General features: G+C 62.6%; 24 protein-coding genes. 11 read left to right on the top strand and 13 right to left on the bottom strand.

Annotated elements, in window-relative coordinates; genetic code table 11:
- The first annotated feature begins 38 nt into the window (after positions 1-38).
- Entirely contained in the window at positions 39-1,139 is a 1,101-nt protein-coding gene (locus T31B1_RS07830) for a mechanosensitive ion channel family protein (protein ID WP_353248936.1), read from the top strand.
- A gap of 195 nt (positions 1,140-1,334) precedes the next feature.
- Here the strand turns inward: T31B1_RS07830 and T31B1_RS07825 are convergent, their stop codons facing one another.
- The gene (locus T31B1_RS07825; RefSeq protein WP_353248935.1) at positions 1,335-1,541 is read right to left on the bottom strand and encodes a cold-shock protein; all 207 of its coding nucleotides are present in this window, start codon (positions 1,539-1,541) and stop codon (positions 1,335-1,337) included.
- A gap of 471 nt (positions 1,542-2,012) precedes the next feature.
- On the bottom strand, positions 2,013-3,416 hold the full coding sequence (locus T31B1_RS07820) for a class II fumarate hydratase (RefSeq protein WP_353248934.1): 1,404 nt from the start codon (positions 3,414-3,416) through the stop codon (positions 2,013-2,015).
- A gap of 153 nt (positions 3,417-3,569) precedes the next feature.
- Here T31B1_RS07820 and purB point away from each other — a divergent pair, with 153 nt between their 5' ends.
- Positions 3,570-4,952: an adenylosuccinate lyase gene (gene purB / locus T31B1_RS07815; protein ID WP_353249596.1), complete on the top strand. Its 1,383-nt coding sequence runs from the start codon at positions 3,570-3,572 to the stop codon at positions 4,950-4,952.
- Positions 4,952-5,569, top strand: coding sequence for a nitroreductase family protein (locus tag T31B1_RS07810; RefSeq protein WP_353248933.1), 618 nt, complete (start codon positions 4,952-4,954; stop codon positions 5,567-5,569). Before purB ends, T31B1_RS07810 begins: the two co-directional genes overlap by 1 nt.
- Before the next feature lie 48 nt (positions 5,570-5,617).
- Here the strand turns inward: T31B1_RS07810 and T31B1_RS07805 are convergent, their stop codons facing one another.
- Positions 5,618-6,058 (bottom strand): acyl-CoA thioesterase, encoded by a 441-nt coding sequence (locus T31B1_RS07805; RefSeq protein WP_353248932.1) that lies wholly within the window; start codon positions 6,056-6,058, stop codon positions 5,618-5,620.
- A gap of 150 nt (positions 6,059-6,208) precedes the next feature.
- On the opposite strand from T31B1_RS07805, the gene T31B1_RS07800 reads away from it, so the two are divergent.
- From T31B1_RS07800 to T31B1_RS07790, 3 genes are all read left to right on the top strand, one after another.
- Positions 6,209-6,838, top strand: a complete 630-nt coding sequence (locus T31B1_RS07800) for a TetR/AcrR family transcriptional regulator (RefSeq protein ID WP_353248931.1) — start codon at positions 6,209-6,211, stop codon at positions 6,836-6,838.
- A gap of 12 nt (positions 6,839-6,850) precedes the next feature.
- Entirely contained in the window at positions 6,851-9,313 is a 2,463-nt protein-coding gene (locus T31B1_RS07795) for an acyl-CoA dehydrogenase (RefSeq protein WP_353248930.1), read from the top strand.
- Positions 9,314-9,390: 77 nt separating this feature from the next.
- Positions 9,391-9,816, top strand: a complete 426-nt coding sequence (locus T31B1_RS07790; RefSeq protein WP_353248929.1) for a DUF3293 domain-containing protein — start codon at positions 9,391-9,393, stop codon at positions 9,814-9,816.
- On the opposite strand, the gene T31B1_RS07785 is transcribed toward T31B1_RS07790, so the two are convergent.
- The 3 genes from T31B1_RS07785 to T31B1_RS07775 form a co-directional block, all read right to left on the bottom strand.
- Positions 9,813-10,073 carry an Rdx family protein gene (locus tag T31B1_RS07785; RefSeq protein ID WP_502950938.1) on the bottom strand — a complete coding sequence of 87 codons (261 nt, stop codon included), beginning with the start codon at positions 10,071-10,073 and terminating at the stop codon, positions 9,813-9,815. The genes T31B1_RS07790 and T31B1_RS07785 overlap by 4 nt on opposite strands.
- 22 nt (positions 10,074-10,095) lie before the next feature.
- Positions 10,096-10,545 (bottom strand): acyl-CoA thioesterase, encoded by a 450-nt coding sequence (locus tag T31B1_RS07780; protein WP_353248927.1) that lies wholly within the window; start codon positions 10,543-10,545, stop codon positions 10,096-10,098.
- Between the two features lie 98 nt (positions 10,546-10,643).
- Positions 10,644-11,102 (bottom strand): DUF3015 family protein, encoded by a 459-nt coding sequence (locus T31B1_RS07775; protein ID WP_353248926.1) that lies wholly within the window; start codon positions 11,100-11,102, stop codon positions 10,644-10,646.
- A 203-nt stretch (positions 11,103-11,305) separates the two neighbouring features.
- On the opposite strand from T31B1_RS07775, the gene sufB reads away from it, so the two are divergent.
- From sufB to T31B1_RS07750, 5 genes are all read left to right on the top strand, one after another.
- Complete coding sequence (gene sufB, locus T31B1_RS07770) at positions 11,306-12,775, top strand: Fe-S cluster assembly protein SufB (RefSeq protein ID WP_353248925.1); 1,470 nt, start codon at positions 11,306-11,308, stop codon at positions 12,773-12,775.
- Positions 12,776-12,860: 85 nt separating this feature from the next.
- On the top strand, positions 12,861-13,619 hold the full coding sequence (gene sufC / locus T31B1_RS07765; protein WP_353248924.1) for a Fe-S cluster assembly ATPase SufC: 759 nt from the start codon (positions 12,861-12,863) through the stop codon (positions 13,617-13,619).
- Entirely contained in the window at positions 13,616-14,944 is a 1,329-nt protein-coding gene (sufD, locus tag T31B1_RS07760; protein ID WP_353248923.1) for a Fe-S cluster assembly protein SufD, read from the top strand. The genes sufC and sufD overlap by 4 nt, the downstream gene beginning before the upstream one ends.
- Before the next feature lie 7 nt (positions 14,945-14,951).
- On the top strand, positions 14,952-16,202 hold the full coding sequence (locus tag T31B1_RS07755; RefSeq protein WP_353248922.1) for a SufS family cysteine desulfurase: 1,251 nt from the start codon (positions 14,952-14,954) through the stop codon (positions 16,200-16,202).
- A 61-nt stretch (positions 16,203-16,263) separates the two neighbouring features.
- Positions 16,264-16,584: a non-heme iron oxygenase ferredoxin subunit gene (locus tag T31B1_RS07750; protein WP_353248921.1), complete on the top strand. Its 321-nt coding sequence runs from the start codon at positions 16,264-16,266 to the stop codon at positions 16,582-16,584.
- Between the two features lie 12 nt (positions 16,585-16,596).
- On the opposite strand, the gene recJ is transcribed toward T31B1_RS07750, so the two are convergent.
- The 7 genes from recJ to T31B1_RS07715 all read right to left on the bottom strand — a co-directional run bounded on the left by recJ (position 16,597) and on the right by T31B1_RS07715 (position 24,704).
- Positions 16,597-18,336, bottom strand: a complete 1,740-nt coding sequence (gene recJ / locus T31B1_RS07745; protein WP_353248920.1) for a single-stranded-DNA-specific exonuclease RecJ — start codon at positions 18,334-18,336, stop codon at positions 16,597-16,599.
- Between the two features lie 31 nt (positions 18,337-18,367).
- Positions 18,368-19,756 carry a threonine synthase gene (gene thrC / locus T31B1_RS07740; protein ID WP_353248919.1) on the bottom strand — a complete coding sequence of 463 codons (1,389 nt, stop codon included), beginning with the start codon at positions 19,754-19,756 and terminating at the stop codon, positions 18,368-18,370.
- Positions 19,756-21,069 (bottom strand): homoserine dehydrogenase, encoded by a 1,314-nt coding sequence (locus tag T31B1_RS07735; RefSeq protein ID WP_353248918.1) that lies wholly within the window; start codon positions 21,067-21,069, stop codon positions 19,756-19,758. The genes thrC and T31B1_RS07735 overlap by 1 nt, the downstream gene beginning before the upstream one ends.
- 36 nt (positions 21,070-21,105) lie before the next feature.
- Positions 21,106-22,314 carry an alanine transaminase gene (alaC, locus tag T31B1_RS07730; protein WP_353248917.1) on the bottom strand — a complete coding sequence of 403 codons (1,209 nt, stop codon included), beginning with the start codon at positions 22,312-22,314 and terminating at the stop codon, positions 21,106-21,108.
- 277 nt (positions 22,315-22,591) lie between these two features.
- Positions 22,592-23,488: a peptidoglycan DD-metalloendopeptidase family protein gene (locus T31B1_RS07725; protein ID WP_353248916.1), complete on the bottom strand. Its 897-nt coding sequence runs from the start codon at positions 23,486-23,488 to the stop codon at positions 22,592-22,594.
- Positions 23,485-24,060, bottom strand: coding sequence for a YqaA family protein (locus T31B1_RS07720; protein WP_353248915.1), 576 nt, complete (start codon positions 24,058-24,060; stop codon positions 23,485-23,487). The genes T31B1_RS07725 and T31B1_RS07720 overlap by 4 nt, the downstream gene beginning before the upstream one ends.
- Positions 24,060-24,704, bottom strand: coding sequence for a protein-L-isoaspartate(D-aspartate) O-methyltransferase (locus T31B1_RS07715; protein WP_353249595.1), 645 nt, complete (start codon positions 24,702-24,704; stop codon positions 24,060-24,062). Before T31B1_RS07715 ends, T31B1_RS07720 begins: the two co-directional genes overlap by 1 nt.
- Positions 24,705-24,718 lie beyond the last annotated feature (14 nt).

Raw genomic sequence — 24,718 nt, 5'->3', positions numbered from 1 at the left:
AGGCGTGTGGTCATCCGAGGCCATGCCAGGAGAGGTTCATGACGGATTCAACGCATTCTTGGCTGGCCGACTGGGCGCTGACGTTGCTCTACGGGTTAGGTGCCGCGCTGGCCGTGCTGGGCCTCTACTGCCTGATGATCCGTCTCGCACGCCACCTGACCGAGCGTCGTGAACTGGCACGCCAATCTCTCGACGACTGTGCCTACGCCGGCGGCGCCGTCGTGTTTCTGCTGGTATTGCAAACGATCTGGCAAGCCCACGGCGGTGCCCTGCCCTGGATCGAGGCCGTGCGCCATATCACCAGCCTTTGTCTCATCCTCGCACTGACCTGGGCCGCCATGCGCGGTAGCGGTGCGATCGGCGACGTCATCGTCGGGCTCAACCCCGCGGTCGAAGGGCGACACCGGTCTGCGCGAAAACTCGAAACTCAGGCACGATTCATCAGCCGTGGTATCAGTGTACTCATCGCGATCATCGGCGTGGCCGCGGCCCTGATGACCTTTCCGTCGATCCGACAGCTGGGCACGAGCCTGCTGGCCTCGGCGGGCATTGGCGGGCTGATCCTCGGGTTTGCGGCCCGCCCGGTGATCGGCAACCTGTTCGCCGGCCTCCAGATCGCGCTGTCACAGCCGTTCCGTATCGAGGATGTTCTGAAAGTCGAGGGCAACTGGTGCTGGGTCGAGGACATCACCACTACCTATGTCGTGCTGCGCGCCTGGGACATGCGTCGCATCATCGTGCCATTGCAGTGGTTCATCGAGAACCCGTTCGAGAATTGGACACGCGACAGCACGCATCTTTTCGCGCCGGTGTTGATCTGGGTCGATTACCGTCTGCCGGTCGAACCCGTACGCCAAGAGTTTCAACGGCTGCTCGACACCGATGGTGCCTGGGATGGCCGGGTCGGCCATACCCAGGTGGTGGAGGCCAGCGAAACGGCGATGCAACTGCGCTTTCTGCTCAGCGCCGCCGATTCGATCACGCTCTGGCATTTCCGCTGCCGGGTACGCGAAGCCATGCTCGACTTCATCCAGCGTGAGTACCCGCAGTACCTGCCCCGGATACGCGCGCATGTGTTCGACCCTGACGAGTCGACCGGCGTCGTCGCGGATCCGTTCGCCGCGCCCTGGCGTGAGTGAGCCTGTATTCGCACACCCGGGCAGAACCAGCTGGTCGGGGCACCCACGGACACGTGCGCGGACGTAACAAGCGGGCAAAAAAAAGCCGGATACCCGCGGGCATCCGGCGTTTGCCGACACGCTGCTTAGCTACGAATGGGCCGTCAGATTGACCGACTCAGGCCAGCGAAACAGCGGTCGTAGTCGTTCGAGTGGCTAGACCGCGACGACGTTGTTGGCGCACGGGCCTTTCTTGCCCTCACCCACTTCGAATTCGACGGCCTGGCCGTCGTTCAGGGTGGCGAAACCGCCGCCGTTCTTGATCTCGGAGTGGTGCACGAACAGGTCCTTGCTTCCATCCTCAGGGGCGATGAAACCAAAACCTTTTTCGGAACTGAACCACTTCACGGTGCCTTTGGCCATACTGTACTCTTTGGTTAATCGTATTAAACGCAGATTGATCTGCCCCTGCACTATAGCGGTTATTCAGCCAGAACGATAATTTTTTATTCGAACGACCACTGTCTTGCAGCGCCACACCGCGTCCACGGTATTTCGGTCGCCAACAATCGACTGTCTGGTCGCTTGGCACGGCTTGAAAACGTTGAATATTCGCCCGCCCGCGGCGTGCCGTGGTGCTCGACCGCTCGATTCATCACATGCCGCGGCGATATTCGTCGCAAAGTGGAGCGGCGCTCCAAAGCGCGATCGCTGCGCGACCACAACACGCTAATGGCCGGCTCAACCCGGCCCGTTGGCTCACCGGCTCGGTCGACAAACGGGTGATGCCATGCGTCCCGCCGACACGCCGCGTGTATTCAAAACTGCCCAGGCGCATCGACAGCCAGGGCGCGCCGAAGCGCGCCCTGGCAAAATCGGCCGAAAGCAACCGGCCTACTTCTTGATGCCACCCTTGGTGAGATCGGCCGGGTCGAGAAGTCGATCGAGCTCGGCTTCGTCAAGATCGGTCTGCTCCATGGCCAGCTCCTTGACCGGACGACCTTCCTTGTAGGCCTGCTTGGCGATCGCTGCGCCCTTGTCGTAGCCGATCACCGAGTTGAGCGCCGTGACCAGAATCGGGTTCTTCGACAACGCATCGTCGAGGTTGTGCTGATTCACGGTGAAGCCGGCGATCGCCTTGTCAGCCATGATACGGGCGGTGTTGGTGAGCAGTTCGATCGACTGCAGGAGGTTGTAGGCGATGACCGGCAGCATGACGTTGAGCTGAAAGTTCCCGGACTGGCCGGCGACGGTGATCGTGGCGTCGTTACCGATGATTTGTGCGCTGACCATCGCAGCGGCCTCGGGAATGACCGGATTGACCTTGCCCGGCATGATGCTGGACCCCGGCTGAAGCGCAGGCAGCTGAATCTCGCCGAGGCCGGCCAACGGGCCCGAGTTCATCCAGCGAAGATCGTTGGCGATCTTCATCATCGAGACGGCCGCGGTCTTGAGCTGTCCCGACAGCTCGACGGCCGCATCCTGCGACGACAGGCTTTCGAAATAGTTGGTCGATGCGTGAAAGTCACAGCCGCTGGCCTGGCTGACGGCCTTGGCAAAACGTTCGCCGAATTCGGGATGCGCGTTGATACCCGTGCCCACGGCGGTCCCACCCTGGGCGAGTCCGCGCATGCGCTGGAGCGCGGATTCGATCCGCGCGATGTTGGAGTCGATCTGAGCTGCCCAGCCGCCGAGTTCCTGGTCGAAGCGGACCGGCATGGCATCCATCAGATGAGTCCGGCCCGTCTTGACTACTTCCGAGAGCTCGGCGCCCTTGGTGTGCAGCGTATCCCGCATGTGCCGCAGCGCCGGCAGCAGACGTTTCTCGGCTTCGATCACCGCCGCCACATGAATAGAGGTGGGGATAACGTCGTTCGACGACTGGCCCATATTGACGTGATCGTTCGGATGCACGGTCTTGCCGGCCGCCTCGGTGGCCAGATGTGCGACCACTTCGTTGGTGTTCATGTTCGTCGACGTGCCCGAGCCGGTCTGGAAGATGTCGACCGGGAAGTGGGCGTCGTAGCGCCCCTCGGCCACGGCCGTGGCCGAACTGACGATGGCCTCGGCGAGATCGCCGTCCAGCAGTTCCAGATCACGATTGACCTGGGCGGCGCTGGCCTTGATCAGGCCCAGCGCGTTGATCATGGCGCGCGGCGCACGCAAATCCGATACCGGAAAGTTGTCGACCGCTCGCTGGGACTGAGCGCCCCATAATGCGCTCTTGGGCACCTTGAGTTCGCCCATGCTGTCTTTTTCGATGCGGTAGTCATCGGTCTTGTTCGGATCGTCGGCCATCGGTCGCTCCTTGTGGAAGGCATGGAGATGCCACAGGCATCCCGGCGTGAAAACGTCACGGCCCGGCGTCGAGCGTGCAACGCAGGACCTTTGAATTCGGTAGAATCCGCGATTCTATCACCGCTCGAAACCAACGGATGCGTGCCCATGGCGATGCAACTCACCGCGCTGTCTGCTATTTCACCGATCGACGGCCGCTATGCCGACAAGACCTGGGATCTGCGCGCGATCTGCAGTGAGTACGGCCTGATCCGCTACCGCTTGATTGTCGAGATCCGCTGGCTACAGGCGCTGTCACTAGAGGACGAAATTCCCGACGTAGCGGCGCTGTCCGACTCGGCCCATGCATTTCTCGAACAGCTGATCACCGACTTCGATATCAACGAAGGTCAGCAGGTCAAGGCGATCGAGGACACGACCAATCACGACGTGAAGGCGGTCGAGTACTACCTGCGGAACAAGATCAAGCATATCGACGAGATCGCTCAACTCAACGAGTTCATCCATTTCGCGTGCACCTCCGAAGACATCAACAATCTGGCCTATGCCCAGATGCTTCGCGATGCACGCGACGACAATCTCCTGCCCGCCATCGATCGTCTGATCGATGCGATCGCTGCCCTGGCGGGCGACTATGCCGACGTGCCCATGCTCTCGCGTACGCACGGCCAATCGGCGTCGCCGACGACGCTCGGCAAGGAGATGGCGGTGTTCGTCCAGCGTCTGCGTCGCCAGCGCGGCCTGCTCGCCGAAGTTGCGATATTCGGCAAGATGAACGGCGCGGTGGGCAACTACAACGCTCATATGGCCGCTTATCCGGATGCCGACTGGCCGGGCATCGCCAGTCGGTTCATTCGCGGCATGGGGCTGGAGGTCAGTCCGGCGACGACCCAGATCGAGCCGCACGATTTCATTGCCGAGTTCTTTCACGCGCTGATGCGGATTAACACCGTGCTACTCGATTTCTCGCGCGATATCTGGGGCTACATCTCGCTGGGTTATTTCAAGCAGGCCACAGTCGAGGGCGAAATCGGCTCGTCGACGATGCCGCATAAGGTCAATCCGATCGATTTCGAGAACGCCGAGGGCAACCTCGGGCTGGCCAACGCCATCATGGATCATCTGGCTGCGAAACTGCCGATTTCGCGCTGGCAGCGCGATCTGACCGATTCCACCGTCCTGCGCAATCTCGGAGTCGGACTAGCCCACGGCGGCGTGGCCTATGCGTCGCTGCTCAAGGGCGTGGGCAAACTCCAGGCCAACGAAGCGCGCATGGCTGCCGATCTGGACGACAACTGGATCGTACTCGCCGAGGCGATCCAGACGGTGATGCGTGTACGCGGCATCAGCGGTGCCTATGAACAGCTCAAGGCTCTGACACGCGGCAAGGTGATCGACGCCGGCGCGATGCAGGCCTTCATCGATACGCTAGCCATCCCCGAGGCCGATCGCGCCCGGCTCAAGGCGATGCGCCCGCACGACTACGTGGGCAATGCGGCCGAACAGGCACGGGCCGCCACGGTCGGCGGCGCCTGATGGAGGTCTTCGAAGCGATCGTCAGTCGACGATCCGTACGCCACTTCGACCCCGCGCACCGGATGTCCGACGCCGAGATCGAACAGCTCATGGAGCACGTGCTGCTCTCGCCCACGGCATTCAATATTCAGAACTGGCGTTTTGTTGCCGTACAGGACGACGCACTGCGAGCGGAGATCCGCAAAGCGGCCTGGGATCAGTCACAGGTCACCGAAGCGTCTTTGCTGCTGGTGCTGTGTCTCGACCTGAAGAGCTGGGCCAAATCGCCGGAACGTTACTGGCGCAACGCCCCGCCCGAGGTCGCCGAGGCGATGGTGCGCGAGATCCTGCATTTCTACCGCGACGACGAAGCGCTACAGCGTGACGAAGGCATGCGCTCCTGCGGGATGGCAGCCCAGACCGCGATGCTCGCCGCGCGAGCCATGGGCTACGATTCCTGTCCGATGGACGGCTTCGACTTCAAGCGGGTCGGGCATCTGATCAACCTGCCGCCCGATCATCGCATCTGCATGATGCTGTGTATCGGCAAGACACTTCAGGGCGCCCATCCGCGCAGCGGCCAGCTGCCGCTGGCGGATGTGTTCATGCGCGACGGCTTCAGCGAACGCGCGCAGTAGTATCGGCCAGACGCGCAGTGGCTGCCCCACCGGACAGCCACTGCGCATCTATTCCTCGGGCGGTACGTTTTCGCGGTCCCGGACACGTTCCCGAACGGTTTCCGGCACCCGCATGCTCGTCTGCGCACCGAAGTCGAACCATACGATCACGGTTTGATACACCGCGATGACGTCGTCAGTGTCGGCAAAGAACAGACACTGCTCCAGATCGATCGAACTGCGGCCCATGCGGCTGACCCGCGTGCCGATCTCGATATCGGCCGGGAAACGCAGCTGTTGGCGGAAACTGCAACGCAGATCGGCCAGGATGGGACCGTCGCTTGTCTGGGTATCGCCGCCGTCGGCAATGCCGTGGATGTAATCGATCCGGCCGTCCTCCGAGTAACGATAGAACACGGTGTTGTTGACGTGGCCGAGGCTGTCCATCTCGCCCCATTTGACCTTGATCGAAACATAGTGGGCGTAGTCTGAACGGGTCGGTTGGCGCATACGGCTCCCCTGTCGGTCATCGGTGCGCCGCGCTGGGCCGGCGACGCGTTGTCCAATCCATACGGCGCCGTATTGACACGGCGCGGCAATTTAGCAACATTATACGGAAGTCTTATGGCGCGAAGCGGAATGGCTCGACAACAGAAAATTATGCTCACCGCTCACGACTGGGCAGAAGCCGCCCTGGATGCCATTGGCCGCCGGGGCGTCGAGGGCGTAGCGGTCGAGCCGTTGGCCCGCGAGCTGGGCGTGACCAAGGGCAGCTTCTACTGGCATTTTCCGAATCGCGAGGCGCTCCTGGTTGCCGCTCTCAACCGGTGGGAAGCGCGTGAGACCGACGAAGTACTCGAGCGCGTTCAGCAGGAAGTCGATCCGCGTGCCCGTATCAAGCGGCTGATCACCGAGGTCAACACCTCGCGTCGCGCCAGTCGGGTGTATGTCGCACTGTCGAGTGCAACCAAGCCGGCGTTCGTACGCGACTATGTCGAACGCGTGTCGAAACGACGCCTGGAATTCATCGTCGACTGCTACAGCGCGTTGGGCCTGTCGCTCGAGGTGGCGCGCCGGTGGGCACTGATGACGTTCTCGGTGTTCCTCGGCTCGCTCCAGATTCGACGCGACCTGCCCGATCAGTGGCCGGCCGCCGACGGGCCCGAGTTCGGCGATTACGTCAGATTCCTCATGGTCAGCCTGATGCCGCCGGAGCTCGACGCGCCCTCCCCGGCCAGACCAGACCCGGCCTCGGCCGGACAGATGTTCGAGCCGGGCAAGAATTCTTAACCGGAGATTGTTATGACAGCTCTGATAGCCATTCTCGTCGCCCTGGCCGCGGCATGGACGCTCGCCTATAGAGGCGCATCCCTGATGACGTGGAGCGCGGCAGTGATCGTGTATTTCGCGTTGCTGGCTCTCGTGGGAGCCATCGCATGGCCCGGCGTGATCTTTGCGACCGTGGTGTTCGTTCCGCTGCTTGTGCTGTTCAACGTCACCGCCTTGCGGCGACGGTGGGTGAGCAAGCCGATCTTCGCGGGTTTCAAGGCCGTGCTGCCGCCGATGTCGGAAACCGAACGCGAAGCGCTTGAGGCAGGCAGCACCTGGTGGGAAACCGAAATGTTCCGCGGCAAGCCGGACTGGCAGTATCTGCTCGATTTCAAGCGTACGCGGCTCACCGACGAAGAGCAGTCCTTTCTGGATAACGAAACCGAGCAGCTGTGCGATCTGCTTGACGAGTGGGAGATCACTCACGAACTCAAGGACCTGCCGCAGGCCGCATGGGACCATATCCGCGAGCATCGTTTTTTCGCCATGCTGATCCCCAAGGAGCACGGCGGGCTCGGTTTCTCTGCGGTGGCACAGTCCACGGTCGTGGCCAAAATCGCCTCACGTTCGCTGACCGCTGCCGTTACCGTCATGGTGCCGAACTCGCTCGGACCGGGCGAACTGCTCACCCACTACGGTACCAAGGCCCAGCAGGAGCAGTGGCTGCCGGGGCTGGCCCAGGGCACTGAAATTCCGTGTTTCGGCCTGACCGGGCCGGAGGTCGGTTCCGACGCGGGCGCGCTGCCAGATACTGGGGTTGTCTGTCGCGGTACCTACAACGGCGAAGACGTGCTGGGCATGAAGCTGACCTTCTCCAAACGCTGGATCACGCTCGCACCGGTGGCGACAGTCATCGGGCTGGCCTTCAAGCTCTACGATCCCGAAGGCCTGCTTGGCGACGCGGACAAGACCGATTACGGCATCACCTGTGCACTGATCCGCGCCGACGAGCCGGGCGTTGAGATTGGCCGCCGACACTGCCCGGGTGCATTCATGAACGGCCCCATTTACGGCAAGGACGTATTTGTGCCTCTCGACGCCATCATCGGTGGTCAGGACAAGGCCGGCGGCGGCTGGCGCATGCTCGTCGAATGTCTGTCGGCCGGCCGTGGCATCTCCTTGCCGGCGTTGTCGTCGGCCGCTTCCAAGGTGTCCTATCGCATGACTGGCGCGTTCGGGCGTATCCGCCGGCAATTCAAACTGCCCGTGGGCAAGTTCGAAGGCGTACAGGAGGCAACCGCCCGTATCTCCGGGCTGAACTACAAGATGGAGGCAGCACGCATCCTCACCGCCAGCGGCGTCGACCAGTGCACCCCGTCGGTGGTCACGGCCATGGCGAAATATCACATGACCGAATGGATGCGGATCATTCTCAACGACGCCATGGACGTCCACGGCGGGCGCGGCATTCAGCAGGGCCCGAGGAACTACCTGGCGGCGTCCTATCAGCAGATCCCCGTAGCGATCACGGTCGAGGGGGCGAATATTCTCACGCGCAGCCTGATGATCTTCGGGCAGGGCGCCATTCGCTGTCATCCCTACGTCTTTCCCGAAATGGAGGCCGCACGTGCCGACGATCTGAACGAATTCGACACTCTGCTCTGGTCGCATGTCGGGCACTCGGTCAACCGTGCCGCACGGACGCTGACCTTCGGCCTGTCGGGCGCGATAACTGCCAAGGCACCGGTGACCGGGGTCGCCGCCCCCTACTATCGTCAGATGGAGCGTTTCTCCTCGGCGCTGGCTATTTGCTCGGATGTGACCATGGGCATGCTTGGCGGCGAGCTCAAACGCAAGGAGTTGCTGTCGGCGCGGCTGGGTGACGTACTGTCGGAGCTGTATTTCGGCACGGCCACGCTCAAATATTTCTACGATGAAGGCGAGCTCGAGGCAGATATCCCGCATCTGCACTATGTGATGCAGGATAGCCTGGCCAAGATCGAGCAGGCGTTCGACGGATTTTTCCGTAATTTCCCCAATGCGTTCGTCGGCGGCGCACTTCGTTTTCTGGTGTTCCCGACCGGTCTGGCTCACAAGGGGCCGAGTGACGCGCTGATCAACCGCTTGGGCGAGGAGATCATGGAGCCGTCGGCGTTCCGCGACCGTCTGTCAGCCAATATCCATATCGGCAAGGACTACAAGAGCGCGACCGGGCGCATGGAACAGACCTTCAACCGCCTCATCGAAGTCGAACCTGTCTACGACATTTTCTTCAAGGCGGTTGCCAAGGGGCAAGCCGATGGATTCACGGTCGACGAGCGGCTGGCCAGTTGTGTCGACCAGGGAATCCTTACGGAAGATCAGGCGCGTCAGGTCAAGGAATATGACGATATGCGCTACGACGCCATTCTCACGGACGCGTTTTCCAAAGAGTATCTGCTCAATCCGCTGGAAAACACGCATGAGGATCAGCGCCTGGAAACGCGGGTGGCCTAGCGCTCGCGTATCGGCAACGACCCGGGCTTCGGCCCGGGTTTTTTCATGCTCTGGCTCAAGCCGGCATACTCACGGCCATGTCGGTACCCCTTCGCGAGGCATTCGAAAAGACCCATTACCGTGTCGAACTTCACGGCCGCTGGCATGTACTCGGGATAGGTCGGCCCTGCCCCGCGCCGATCGGCGCCTGGACGCGCGCCAGCGCAAGCGAATGTGCATGGCTGGTCACACCCTGCAACCCGCAGGCACATCCCTTGGCGACAGAGCGTAACCAGGCCCGGCTTGCCTGGCTGGATCGATGGTCCAGCATGGCCGGATACCGATCCTGTCGAAGCGTGAACCGCGACGCCGACGGCCAATGGCCAGACGAACCCGGCCTTCTGATTGGCGGCATGGACCAGGGCATGGCGTGCGCCCTGGGCCGGCGTCTGGGCCAGCTGGCGGTGGTGGCGGTTCCCCGGCACGCGCTCGTGGCGCTGGTTTGGGTGGATGCTGCCGGCTAGGGTTCGGAATGGCCGAGATCGCGATCCGGTTGAATACGGTCGCGAATCCGCTGCTTGATAGGTTTTAGCTCGGGAAAGCTGCCGTCGCGCGCTCGCGAATGCAAACACTCGTTGTTCAGCCGAATCTCGAACACGCCGCTGCCGGCGGGCACGAGCGCAATCTCGCCCAGCGCGTCTCCGAACGTGTTGAATAGTTCCAGCGCCATCCAGCTCGCACGAGTCTGCCAACGACAGCCCGGGCAGAACAGAATCGCCACACGAGGCCCGCTTGAACCCGGATCAGCCACCCGCGGCCACCGCGGGTCGGTAGGCATCGACAAAAAGCTGCGGCATGCGTCGCGGACGTCCGTTCGACAACCGGATACACACATACTGGGTGCGACCACGAAAGATCGTGTGGCCGTCGTTGGTACGCCGGATCTGGAACGCACGCCACATCGCCAGGCGATGGTCGTTTTCGGTGATCCATGTCGCGACCTGCAGCCGCTCGCCCAGCACGGCCGGCGCCAGATAATCCAGTTCGTGGCGGTGAACCACGCAGGCAGCATCGAGCTCACGGTAGTCTGCCCAGCTCAGACCGAGCGCCTCGGTATGCTGCCAGGCCGCCTGCTCCATGAAACTCAGGTATACGCCGTTGTTGACATGCTCGAGCCGGTCGATATGGTCTTCGACCACCTCGATGTCGATATAGAACGGGACGTCGATATCCCAGTGCTTATTGCGCGCCATGGCGCGACCTCGTCGATGGTGATGCCGGGCCGCGCTGCAGGCGACCATAAAAAAAGCCGGTATGTCGCCATACCGGCTCGTCTGCACGCGGCGTGCGATCAGCCCGCCGTGGCCGCTGAGGCCATGGCCATGTCAGGCGGGGTTCCAACCACCTGATACAGCTGGCTCAGCCACTGATCGGCGTCGCCGGCCTCGTCGGCATTGCCGAACAGCGTCTGATAATGCGCCTGGATCTGTGCATCGAAGGCGGCGGTGTCCTGAGCATGCATCATGTAGGCCAGTGCATCCAGATGTTCGCCGGATCCCTGCGCGGCTTCGCGCTTGAGCATGGCGTACTGGGAATCCACGAATTCACGACGTGCCGCGTGCGTGCGCGCATCCACGTCGTTGGCGGTATCCGTAGTGATGTTGCTGGTGCCCTGTACGGCATTGGTCGTGGCATCGGCGATACGCGCGGTGCCGTCGACGATGGTGTCGGATGTGATGGTGATCTGTGAACAACCGGCGACCGCTGTGCCGGCGAGTGCCAGCGCACCCAGACGAATCATGCCACGCATGGGAACTCCCTATAATCGTTGGATAAGCGGGCATTAAAGCCCGATTTCTCGCTGCAATCAAGCACATTCGAGCGCGCCAATGCCTTGAAGAGTGACAATAGAACTCCACTATCAGGGGTATCGGCAATCTTGCCGCCGGGCGCCTTCCGAATCGCGTTATACTTGCCCGGATAACTGCACATATCCGAATCACCCGAGACGCTATGGCCGCACATCAGGAAGACGTTGAAACACTGGTCGCCGCGCGCGAATACGAGGCCGGGTTCGTTACCGATCTCGAATCCGATACGATCGCACCTGGCCTGGACGAAGACGTCATTCGCTTCATTTCCGGCAAAAAGAACGAACCGGAATGGATGCTGCAGTGGCGCCTGGAAGCCTATCAGCAATGGCTGCGCATGCGTGCGCCCAAGTGGCCGCACCTGCACTACCCGCCGATCGATTACCAGAAGATATCCTATTTCTCCGCGCCGAAGAGCGATGCGGATCGTCCGGACAGCCTGGACGACGTCGATCCCAAGCTGCTCGAGACATACGACAAGCTCGGGATTCCCCTGCGCGAACAGGAAGTGCTCGCTGGCGTCAAGGGTTCGGCCAACGTAGCGGTCGATGCCGTGTTCGACAGCGTATCGGTCGCGACGACGTTCAAGAAGAAGCTGTCTGAAGCCGGCGTGATCTTCTGTTCGATCTCCGAAGCCATCCAGAAACATCCCGAGCTGATCAAGAAGCATCTGGGCACGGTAGTTCCGCGTGGCGACAACTTTTTCGCAGCACTCAACGCTGCAGTATTCACCGATGGATCCTTCGTCTACATCCCCAAGGGCGTGAAGTGCCCGATGGAGTTGTCGACCTATTTCCGTATCAATGCGGAAAACACCGGCCAGTTCGAGCGTACGTTGATCGTTGCCGAGGAAGGCAGCCATGTCAGTTATCTGGAAGGTTGTACTGCGCCGCAGCGCGATGAAAATCAGCTGCACGCGGCCGTGGTGGAGCTCATCGCCGAGGCAGACGCCGAAATCAAGTACTCCACCGTCCAGAATTGGTATCCCGGCGACGAAAATGGCAAGGGCGGAATCTATAATTTCGTAACCAAGCGTGGCGACTGTCGCGGGGACCGCTCGAAGATCTCCTGGACCCAGGTAGAAACCGGTTCCGCGATCACGTGGAAGTATCCGAGCTGCGTGCTCAACGGCAACGACTCGGTCGGTGAGTTCTATTCGGTCGCCGTGACGCGCGGTATGCAGCAGGCCGACACCGGCACCAAGATGATTCACGTGGGCCGCAATACCAAGTCCACCATCATCGCCAAGGGTATTTCGGCAGCACGCGGAGAGCAGTCCTATCGGGGGCTGGTGAAGATTCTGCCCAGCGCGACCAACGCTCGAAACTTCACCCAGTGCGACTCGCTCCTTATCGGCGACGAGTGCGGTGCACACACCTTCCCTTATGTCGAGACCAAGAACTCGTCGGCCAAGCTTGAACACGAGGCAACGACCTCCAAGATCGGCGAAGACCAGATGTTCTATTGTCAGCAGCGCGGACTGTCCGAAGAGGATGCGGTCAATCTGATCGTCAACGGCTTCTGCAAGGATGTCTTCAAGGAGCTGCCGATGGAGTTCGCCGTCGAGGCACAGAAGCTGCTGAACGTCACGCTCGAGAATGCCGTCGGCTGAGTCCCGGGCACCACACTGTCGATAATACCGGGCCCGTGCCAGTGTGCACGGGCCTGTCCTGTTATTAATCCGTTGAATACACTTTATGCTTTCCATCAAGAATCTACACGCCGAGGTCGAAGGCAAGCCGATCCTGCGCGGCATTGATCTCGAGATCCCCGCTGGTGAAGTCCACGCCATCATGGGTCCGAACGGGTCCGGCAAGTCCACGCTCGCGAGCTTGCTGGCCGGCCGCGAGGATTACGAGATAACCGCCGGAACCGTGACCTACCAGGGCAAGGACCTGCTCGATCTGGACGCCGACGAACGTGCCTGCGAAGGGGTTTTCCTCGGCTTTCAGTATCCGGTCGAGATTCCGGGTGTTTCGAACCTGTACCTGCTGCGCGCGGCAGTAAATGCGCGGCGCAAGTACCACGGCGAGCCCGAGATCGACGCCGTCGAGTTCATGCAGATCATTCAGGAGAAGATTGGTCATGTCGGCATGAGCATGGACATGGTCAAGCGCGGTGTGAACGAGGATTTTTCCGGCGGCGAGAAAAAGCGTAACGAGATCTTCCAGATGCTGGTGCTGGAGCCGGCCCTGGCGATTCTCGACGAAACCGATTCGGGGTTGGATATCGACGCCCTGAAGGTGGTGTCGGATGGCATCAACCGCCTGCGTTCGCCCGAACGCTCGACCGTGCTCGTCACCCATTACAAGCGACTGCTCGAACATGTGGTGCCGGATCGCGTGCACGTGCTGGCGGCCGGTCGTATCGTGCGCTCTGGCGGGCCGGAACTGGCCGATACGCTGGAAGCCGAAGGCTACGTGAACCTGGAAACCGAGAACGCCGCTTCCTCATGAACGATATCGCGCCGCTCATCGATCATTATCTGGCCGAGTACGCCCGTCTCGAGCGCGACCTGCCGGGCAGCGACGCCAGCAAGCGCGACCGTCAGGCCGAGCTCAAGGCGTTCGCCGAAGCCGGGTTCCCCGATACGCGTCTGGAAGACTGGAAATACACCAGTCTGCGGGCGTTGGAAAAGCGTCGGTTCGAAGCCAGCGACGACGCCGGCGATCTGGACGAGTCCGCTCTTGCTCCCTTTTTGCCGGACGGGCTGGATACGCATCGTATCGTCATCGTCGACGGCCACTTCAGCGCGCGCCTATCGTCACTGGACGCGCTGCCCGAGGGCGTGACCGTACGCTCGTTCGCCGCCCATCTCGACGAAGACGCCGAGGCACGGGTCAAATGCGCCGCGGTGACAGAACAACCGGGCAGTCTTTCTGCAATGAATGCCGCATTCGCCACCGACGGCGCCTACGTGGAAGTCGCGGCCAACGTGGTTGTCGACAAGCCGATTCACTTGGTGACACTGTCCAGCGGTACGCGCGAGGATCGCATGGCTCAGGTTCGGCACCGGTTCGTCTTGCAAACCGGCAGCCAGGCGACCGCGATCGAACATTACGTCGGCCTGGGCGACAAGCCCTACTTCACCAACGTGGTGACCGAAGCCGATATGGGCACCAATGCGCAGCTGACCCGCTGTCGTGTTCAGCAGGAATCCAGCCGCGGCTACCATATCGCCAGCTTCTTCGCGCGACAGACCCGGGACAGCCGGGTGATCAATCACGGTTTTGATCTGGGCGGCCGACTGGCGCGTATCGATACCAACACCACGCTGGTCGACCACAACGCCGAGATTCATCTGTACGGCGTGTATGCGCCGACCGGCCGACAGCATATCGATAACCATACCCGGGTCGACCACGACACGGAGCACAGTATCAGCCGCGAAATCTACAAGGGCGTGCTTGCCGACCATGGCCGAGGCGTGTTCAACGGCAAGATCATCATCCACAAGCATGCCCAGAAGACCGACTCCGAACAGGCCTGCGATGCGCTGCTGCTATCGGACAAGGCCGAGGTCGATGCCAAACCCGAGCTGGAAATCTATGCCGACGACGTGACGGCGGCACACGGTTCGACGGTTGGCCAGCTCGACGAGGACGCAGTGTTCTACCTCACGAGCCGCGGCGTGGACGATGTCGGTGCACGCGCGATTCTGACCTACAGCTTTGCCAACGCGCTGGTTCAGAAAATCGGAATCGAGCCGATCGAGCGCTTCGTCGAAGCGGCACTGATGTCCAAGCTGCCCGGAGGCGAAAACTACACGGACCTGGTCTGAGAGCCCCATGAATACCGCGACCGCTGCCAACAAGCCCCTGTTCGACGCAAAACGCATACGCGAGGATTTTCCGATCCTGTCCGAACCGCTGGATCAGGGTATGCGGCTGTCGTATCTCGACAATGCGGCGACCACCCAGAAGCCGCTTCACGTGATTTGTGCCAGCGACGACTATTACCGTCACGCGAACGCCAACGTGCATCGCGCGATTCATGCATTGTCGCAGCGTGCCACGCGTGCTTATGAAGGCGCGCGCGACCGCCTGGTGGATTTTCTCGGCGCCGGGTCGCGAGCCGAAATCATCTATACCCGGGGCACGACTGACGGAATCAACCTCGTTGCACAGTGCTACGCCCGTCCGCGGCTGAAGCCCGGCGACGAGATTCTGGTCACCGAGCTCGAGCACCACTCGAACATCGTGCCCTGGCAGATCGCGGCCGAAGCGACCGGCGCACGGTTGGTCGTGGTTCCGGTCGAAGACGATGGCTCGGTGACACAGGCGGCCTTCGAGTCACGTCTCAGCGATCGCACCGTGATCGCCTGTATTGCCCATATCTCCAACGCGCTCGGCACGGTGCTGCCGGTCGCCGAGATGATCGCCGCAGCCCACGCCCGCGGCGTGCCGGTGCTGGTCGACGGCGCGCAGGCTGTCGCCCACATGTCGGTGGATGTCCGTGCGCTGGATGCCGATTTCTATGTCATGTCGGCACACAAGCTGTTCGGTCCGACCGGTATCGGTGCGCTGTATGGCAAGCGCGAACTGCTCGAGGACATGCCGGTCTATCAGGGGGGCGGCGATATGATCGAGACGGTTTCGTTCGAAGGCACGACCTGGAACGAGCTGCCCTATCGATTCGAGGCCGGCACCCCCAACATCGCAGGTGCGGCCGCCTTCGGCGCAGCGCTGGAGTATCTGGACGGCATCGATCTCGCCGCGGTCGCCGCTCACGAGCATCGCCTGCTCGAGAAAGCGACCGCGGCGATGGCGGGCATCGACGGCCTCAGGATCATCGGCACAGCACCCGGAAAGGCCGCAACCATCTCCTTCGTCATGGACGGTGTGCATGCTCACGATATCGGCACCCTGCTCGATGAGTCCGGGGTCGCGATCCGTACCGGACACCACTGCGCCATGCCGTTGATGACGCGATTCGGGGTGCCGGCCACCGCACGGGCCTCGTTTGCGATGTACAACAACGACGAGGATGTCGACGCGCTGATCAAGGGGCTGGAGAGCGTCGCCCGGATCTTCGGCTGATCGGTTACCGCGCGGTGTCCCCGGGGCAATCTGTTTCATCCATCACGAGCAAGAACGAACGATGAGCGAATGGGTCGATGTCGTCAGGGATGGCGAACTCAAGGACGGACAATGCCGCGTCGTGGATGTCGACGACGTCATGGTCGCGGTGTTCTTTCGCAAAGGCGAATACTACGCGATCGAAGATATGTGCACGCACGACGGCGGCGAGCTGGCCAGCGGTGAGGTCGAGGGCGATGAGATCATCTGTCCACGGCACGGCGCGCGGTTCTGTATCCGTAATGGCAAGGCGCTGTGCGCGCCGGCCTATGAGGACCTGCCGACCTTCCCCACACGTGTCGACAACGGCATGGTCCAGGTCACCGACGATCGGTTCGACTGAACCGCCAGGCCGTCAGTCGGGTGCGGCCGGACGGTGATCCACAACGATCAGGTTCGCACTGGCCTGGCCGCGAAAACGGTTGACCGCCAACCGGTAGACCAGCCGATGCGCAACGGTGGCGTCGAGACAATCGTCGCTGCCGAAGCGCATCGCCTCGATCGGGCAGGCTCCCTCGGCGTGGGCCACCGTGAGTTTCAGATGCCGGCCACCGACCACGCGTTGCGCCAGGATCCGGAACACGCCGTGGAACAGCGGCTCGTCGAAGCCGGCGCCCCAGGGCCCGGCTGAACGCAGACGTTCGGCCGTCTCCAGCGTCAGATCGGCATCGGACAGCGAACCGTCGGTGATCAGATCGGGGCTGAGCAGCGCGGCGTCGAGACGGCGTTCGGCCGCAGCCACGAATGCCGTCGCGAATGCCTCGACGTGCCCGGGCGCGAGTACCAGGCCCGCTGCCTGGGCGTGGCCGCCGAACTGCGCGATCAGTCCGGGCGCCTCGGCGTCCACCGCCGCTAGCACATCGCGTATATGCAAGCCCGGGATCGAACGGGCCGATCCCTTCAGGTAGCCGTGCTCTCCCGGCGCAAAGGCCACGACCGGTCGGTGGTGGCGCTCCCGCAGTCGGGAGGCAATCAGGCCCACTACGCCTTCATGCCAATCGTCGTGCCAGACGACCAGCCCGGCGCGTGCCGAGGGCGGTTCATCCAAGCGGTCGAGCGCCGCCTCGGCTTCGGCTTGCATTCTTTGCTGCACACTCTGGCGTTGTCGGTTCAGCGCAGCCAGCTCCTGGGCGAGCGCGCTAGCCTGCGCTGCATCGCGAGTCCGCAAACAGGCGATACCGATGCCCATATCCTCGAGCCGCCCGGCCGCATTGAGCCGCGGGCCGATCGCGAAGCCGATATCCGCCGCATCGAGGTGGCGCGCGTCACGTCCCGCGACTTCGATCAGTGCAGCGATTCCCGGCCGTGCGCGCCCTTCGCGGATACGCCTCAAGCCCTGGCTGACCAACGTGCGGTTGAGGTGATCCAGTGGCACCACATCGGCGACCGTGCCGACGGCGACCAGGTCCAGATACCGGTCGAGCCGCACCAGACTCGCCTGGGGCTGTCGTTCGGCCCGATGCGCACGCAACGCCGCCATCAGATAGAACGCAACGCCCACACCGGCGAGCGCCTTGCCCTCGAACCGACAGCCCGGCTGATTGGGATTGACGATCGCTTCGGCATCGGGCAACCGCTCGCCCGGCAGGTGATGGTCGCTGACCAGCACGCGCCATCCAGCTTCGTGCGCCGCGGCCACGCCGTCGACGCTGGCGATGCCGTTGTCTACCGTTACGATCAGATCACCCGGCGAGGCAACGCCTACAGCGGCCATCAGACGTCGCGACAGACCATAGCCGTGTCGGGCACGATGGGGCACGAGGTAATCCACGTGCGTCGCGCCCATGGCCGCCAGCGCGTCGCAAACGAGTGCCGTGCTCGTTGCCCCGTCGGCATCGAAATCGCCGACCACAAGAATCCGGTGGCCGTCGTCCATGGCCGTATTCAGCAGCTCGACGGCGGCGGCGACTCCTTTGAGATCGCGGTAATGCGGCATGCCCGCGAGCCGGTAATCCAGCTCGGCGGCGCGGCGGACACCCCGCCCCGCGTAGATCCGGCGAAGCAACGGACAGTCCAGCGCCAACAGCTCCGGGGTATCGCCCAGCGCTCGTTCGAGGATGCGTCGTGGGCCCGCGCCCACCGGCAGCTCGGTCATCAGCGGCCCGGCCGTCGGCAGTCCGCCCGAATCAATGCCGATGGGCGGCGACGTAGGCCTGAACCGCCGGCAGTTCGGCGGGCAGCACATCGTAACGCTCTTCGCGCGTCATCAGATCATGCATGGCATCGGGCAGCGGCGCCCCCGGGAAACCGGCGCGGACCACCGCGTCTTCGAACTTGGCTGGATGAGCGGTAGCCAGCGTGATCATCGGGGTGAGCGTATTCGCACGCGCCATGAGAGCGGCCCGATACCCGGTCGCGGTATGCGGGTCGAGCAGTTCGCCCGTGTGTTCGAACGCCTCGCGGATGACCTCGACAATGGCATCGTCGTCGACGCTGTAGCTTGCGAACAGTCGGCGCATCACCTGTAATCGGGTTGGGTCGATCGTCGCCGGACCTTGCCGGAACTGATCGAGCAACCGCGAGATTGCGCCTGCATCGCGATCGTAGGCTTCGAACAGCAAACGTTCGAAGTTCGAAGATACGACGATATCCATCGACGGTGCGAGCGTGGGCTTCAGAGCCCGGCGCGAGAAGTCGTTGTCGGCGATCGTACGGTGGAGAATATCGTTCGCATTCGTGGCAATCACGAATTGCTCTACGGGCAGGCCCATGCGCTGGGCCATGTACCCGGCGAACAGGTTGCCGAAATTCGCCGAAGGTACGGTGAAGCTGACCGACCGATGCGGCGCGCCGAGAGCGACCGCCGAGGCCACGTAGTAGACGATCTGGGCCATGATGCGCGCCCAGTTGATCGAATTGACCGCAATCAAACGCTGGCCCGCTAGAAACGACTGGTCGGCAAAGCTGGCCTTGACCATGGCCTGGGCGTCGTCGAAGTCGCCTTCGATGGCGATGTTATGGACGTTGTCGGCGACCACTGTCGTCATCTGACGCCGCTGCACGGCCGACACCCGCTCGTTCGGGTGCAGGATGAAGATATCCAGATTGTCGCACGCGCGACAGCCTTCGATCGCAGCCGAGCCGGTATCGCCCGAGGTCGCGCCCATGATCACGCCCTTTTCGTCACGGCGTTTGAGCAGATGATCGAGAATTCGGCCGAGCAATTGCAGTGCGACGTCCTTGAACGCCAGGGTGGGCCCATGAAACAGCTCGAGCAGGAAGTGATTGCTGTCGAGCTGTTTGAGCGGCGTCACTGCATCATGATTGAACGTCGCATAGGATTCGTCGATGAGACGTCGAAACGTGGCGTCGTCGATCTCGCCGCCCACGAACGGTCGCATCACCCGGAACGCGATCTCGGTATAGGGCAGCCCTGCCATCGCCGCAAGCGCGTCGTGATCGAAATACGGCAGTGTCTCGGGAACATAGAGGCCGCCGTCCGGAGCGAGTCCGGTCAGCACCACGTCTTCGAAGTTCAGCGCCGGCGAGGCGCCGCGCGTGCTGATGTAGCGCATCAGTCTTCGAACTGGGCCACGCGCATGTGCACGATGCCCTCTCGGGTGTAGGGCAGCGACCGGATATGGTCGAGCACCTTGTTGAGATCGCGCTCACGGGCTGGCTTGGTCACGATCATCACACGCGCGTCATCATCTTCGGTCGGCGGGTCCTTCTGCAGAATCGCCTCGATACCGATCTTCTGATCGGCCAGCGCGCGGGTGATTTCAGCCATCACGCCGATCTGGTCGGCGACCTGTACCCGGAAGTAATGTCCGCACTCGAAATCATCGCTCGACAGAATGGGCTCATCGCTGATCTGGTCTGGCTGAAACGCCAGATGCGGCACACGGCCTTTCGGATCGACGCTCATCATGCGCACGGTGTCGATCAGATCGGCCACCACCGCCGAGGCCGTCGGCCCGGCGCCGGCGCCGGCGCCGTAGTACACCGTCGGGCCGACGGCATCGCCATGGACCATAATCGCGTTCTTCTCGCCCTCGACGCTGGCGAGCAACGCTTTCTCGGAGACCAGCGTCGGGTGGACCCGCATCTCCACGCCGGTTTCCTGACGGCGAGCGATGCCCAGATGCTTGATCCGGTAGCCGAGCTCCGCGCAGTACTCGATATCGTCGGCTTCGATCTCGCGAATGCCCTGGGTGAAGATCTTGTCGAACGACAGCGGAATGCCGAACGCGATGCTGCCGAGGATCGCCAGCTTGTGAGCGGCATCTATGCCTTCGACGTCGAAGGTGGGATCCGCTTCGGCAAACCCACGCGCCTGCGCATCGGCCAGTGCCTCGGCAAAGCTGACGTTCTCGAACATCATCTGGCTGAGAATGAAGTTGCCGGTGCCGTTGATGATCCCGGCCAGCCATTCGATATGGTTGGCTGCCAGACTTTCCCGGATCGCCTTGATGATCGGGATGCCCCCGGCCACGGCAGCCTCGAACGACACCACCACGCCGGCTTCGTCGGCTGCGGCGAAAATCTCGTTGCCGCGCAGCGCGATCAGGTGTTTGTTGGCCGTGACGACGTGCTTGCCGTTGGCGATAGCCGCCATGACCAGATCGAAGGCTTCGGTATCGCCGCCGATCAGCTCGATGACGACATCGATATCCGGATCAGAGACGATATCGTGACAATCGGTGGCGATATCGATATCGCTGGTCCGGCACTCGCGAGCCTTGGCCACGTCGCGTACGGCGGCTCGGGTCACACGAATGCCGCGACCGGCACGGCGTGTGATTTCCGAGCCGTTGTCGCTCAGCAGATTGACCGCGCCAGCACCCACAGTGCCGAGCCCGAGAATGCCTACCCTGACCGGTTTCACAGTGGCTCTCCTAATTGGTGAAGCCGTACTCGGCTATTAGGCGCCGAGTACGCCGTCGCGCTTGAACATGCGCTTGATGTTTCGAAGGGCCTGGCGCGTGCGCTGCTCGTTTTCGATCAAGCCGAAACGCACATGGCCATCGCCGTATTCGCCGAAGCCCACCCCGGGCGACACCGCCACATGTGCTTCGCTGAGCAGCAGCTTGGTGAACTCCAGCGATCCCAGGTGCTGGTAGGGCTCCGGAATGGGCGCCCAGACGAACATCGTCGCCTTGGGCTTGTCCACGTGCCAGCCGATGTCGCACAGGCCTTCGCAGATCACGTCGCGCCGCCGCTGGTACATATCCCGGATCTCGGACACGCACTCCTGCGGCCCGTTGAGTGCGGCGATTGCCGCGACCTGAACCGGTGTGAACATGCCGTAGTCCAGATACGATTTCATGCGGCCGAGGGCAGCAATGAGCGTTTCGTTGCCACACATGAAACCGACACGCCAACCCGGCATGTTGTAACTCTTGGACAGCGTATAGCACTCGACCGCCACATCCTTGGCCCCCTCGACCTGCAGGATCGACGGTGCTTCATAGCCATCGAAACACAGATCGGCATAGGCCAGATCCTGAACGATCCAGAGATCGTACTCCCGCGCCATTTCCACAATCCGCTCGAAGAACTCGAGTTCGACACACTCGGTCGTGGGGTTGCCCGGAAAATTGAGCAGCACCATCTTGGGCCGGGGCCAGGATTCCTTGATGGCCCGTTCCAGTTCGGCAAAGAAATCCGAATCGGGCATCAGGCGCACATGACGTACGTCCGCGCCCGCGATCACCGCCCCGTAGGGATGGATCGGATACGCCGGGTTGGGCACGAGAACCTGATCGCCATGTTCGAGAATGGCCAGCATCAGGTGCGCCAGCCCCTCTTTCGAACCCATGGTCACGATCGCCTCGGTGGCCGGATCCAGGTCGACGTCAAAACGACGCTTGTACCAGTCACAGATCGCCTTGCGCAGTCTCGGTACGCCCTTGGAGACCGAATACCGATGCGTATCGGGCCGCTTGGCGGCTTCGACCAGCTTGTCGACGATATGATCCGGCGTCGGCTGATCGGGATTGCCCATGCCGAAATCGATGATGTCCTCGCCCCGCGCTCGTGCCGCCTGCTTCAGATCGTTGACGATGCCGAACACATACGGCGGCAAGCGATTGATTCGCACGAAATCGGATTTGGAGGACGGGTTGGACATGATCGTTCAGCTTGCAGCGCCGCACTGGCGGATGGTTGGGGAATGACAAACACGGTAAAGCGCCGCAGTTTGCCAGAATACGGGCATGCCAGCCATAGCGGCGGAAAGGCGTGTTACGCGCGGTGGCGGCAACCTGCCCCGGGTCCGAATACACGGCACCGACCGGCTGTGGATTCCTGTGCCTGTGGGTCGACGCCCGAGTCGGCGGCCGGTGCAGGTTTCGGATGCGTCGACCGTGCAAAGCATAACGTCGGCCGGCGATGTCGGCCGGGGACGGCTAGTGATCCGGCAGGATGCTCGCGGGATTGATCGGCTTGCCGTCACGACGTACTTCAAAATGCAGCATCGGCTTGTTCTGCGGGCCCAGGCCCATGTCGGCGATGTGCGTGCCCATGGCCACGTCCTGTCCCTGCTCGACGAGGGTACGGCGTGTGAAGCCATACGCCGACAGATAGTGTTCGTCGTGCTGGATGATCACGAGCTTGCCGTAGCCCTTGAGCCCGGTTCCGTTGTAGACCACGCGGCCACTGGAGGCTGCGTACACCGGTGACCCCTCTCGTCCGCCGATATCGATTCCCTGCCGGGTACGGCCGGCGGCATATTCGCGCAGTACCGAGCCGCTGGCCGGCCATTGCCAGCCATCCTTGCTGGGCCCGCCGGTACGGGTAGGCGGCACCGGCGCGTTTTCGCTCGCCTCGGTGATCTGGGATTCCTCGGCGACATCTCCGGCGTCGCCCGACGCGCCTTCGGACGTGGCGTCGGGTGCCGGCGCCGAGGACGCCACCGGCGGAGGCGGTGAACGATCGTCTGATCCGGCATGTTCGATCGTACGTGTGAGTTGCGGCGTGGAAGCCTGGATCGCGGCCTCCTGTTCGGCCCGGCTATCCTGCGGCGCGCGCACCACGCGCGGCGTCGATACCGGCTGGGGTGCGCCGCGACGATAATCAAGCGGTGGGTAAGGCTCGAGCGACAGGCGTTGGCCGACTTCGATCACGTACGGCGCGCGGATACGGTTCCAGCGCGCCAGATCACGCCAGTCCAGTCCGTAACGGCCGGCGATCGCCGAGAGCGTATCCCCACGTCGAACGGTGTAGGTGTCCGGCGCGAGCGTGCGATTGACCGCGCAGCCCGCCAGCGTGGCCATGAGAATCAGGATCAGCCCGAGCCGCTTCATACGAACCGGTAAACGGCGATTCCGACAACAACTAAGGCAACCGTGGCCCATCCGATCCAATCGATGTACTTGAGCAGATGCTGCTCGAAAACCGGCCCGAACCAGCGTACCAGTCCGGCCACGAGAAAAAACCGTGCGCCCCGCCCCACCGCGGAGGCCAGCACGAACGGCACGAACGGCATGGCCACCGCGCCAGCGGCGATCGTGAAAACTTTATAGGGAATCGGCGAGAAGCCTGCAAGCAGTACGGCCCAGAAACCGTACTGCGAGAACCAGTCACGGGCGGTTTCATAACCGTGGTAATAGCCGAGTTCCTTGAGCCAGGGCAGCAACGACTCCAGAAAGATCGCGCCGATCCAGTAGCCGAGAATGCCGCCGGCCACCGACCCCAATGTGGCGATGGCCGCGAAACGCCAGGCCCTGGCCCGCTCGGCCAGCGCCATCGGCGCAAGCATCACGTCCGGCGGAATCGGAAAGAACGACGATTCGGCGAACGCAAGCGCGGCCAGTGCCCAGGGCGCCCGCGGATGACCGGAGGCGCGCACCACCGCCTCGTAGAGCCGGCGGAACATCAGTCGGTTCGGCCGCGCTGTTCGATCAGCGGCACGAAGCTGACCGGGTCGAGCGTGTCCTGGTGAAAATGCGAGCCTTCCCGCCGAACCACCATCAGCCGCTGGTCGCCGCTGGCACCCACCGGCACGATCAGGCGTGCACCATCGGCCATCTGCTCATAGAGCGAAGTCGGCAGGCTCTCTGCGCCCGCAGTCACCAGGATCGCCTCGAACGGACCATAGTCGGGCAACCCGAGCACGCCCTCGCGTGCCAGCCGCGCCCGGATGTTGCGATAGCCCAGCGCGGCGAAACGTCGCCGTACGCGCTCATAGAGCGCTTCGACCCGCTCGACGGTATAGACGTTGGCGATCAGCTCGGCAAGGACCGCTCCCTGATAGCCACTGCCAGTGCCGATTTCCAGCACGTTGGCTGGCACGCCGTCGACCAGCAAGAGCTGGGTCATCTGGGCAACGATGTACGGCTGCGAGATCGTCTGGCCGTAGCCGATCGGCAAGGCGGTGTCGTCGTAGGCGCGGCTGGTCATGGCTTCGTCGACGAACTGGTGTCGCTGAACGCGTCCCATGGCTTCGAGCACGCGCTCGTCGGCAATACCCAGCCCCCGCAGCCGCTCGATCAGGCGGGCCCGGCTGCGCGCCGAGGTCATGCCGAAACCGCGCA

The sequence above is a fragment of the Salinisphaera sp. T31B1 genome (genome assembly GCF_040361275.1).
Lineage (GTDB): Bacteria > Pseudomonadota > Gammaproteobacteria > Nevskiales > Salinisphaeraceae > Salinisphaera.
This window is presented reverse-complemented; position numbering and strand designations above follow the sequence as displayed.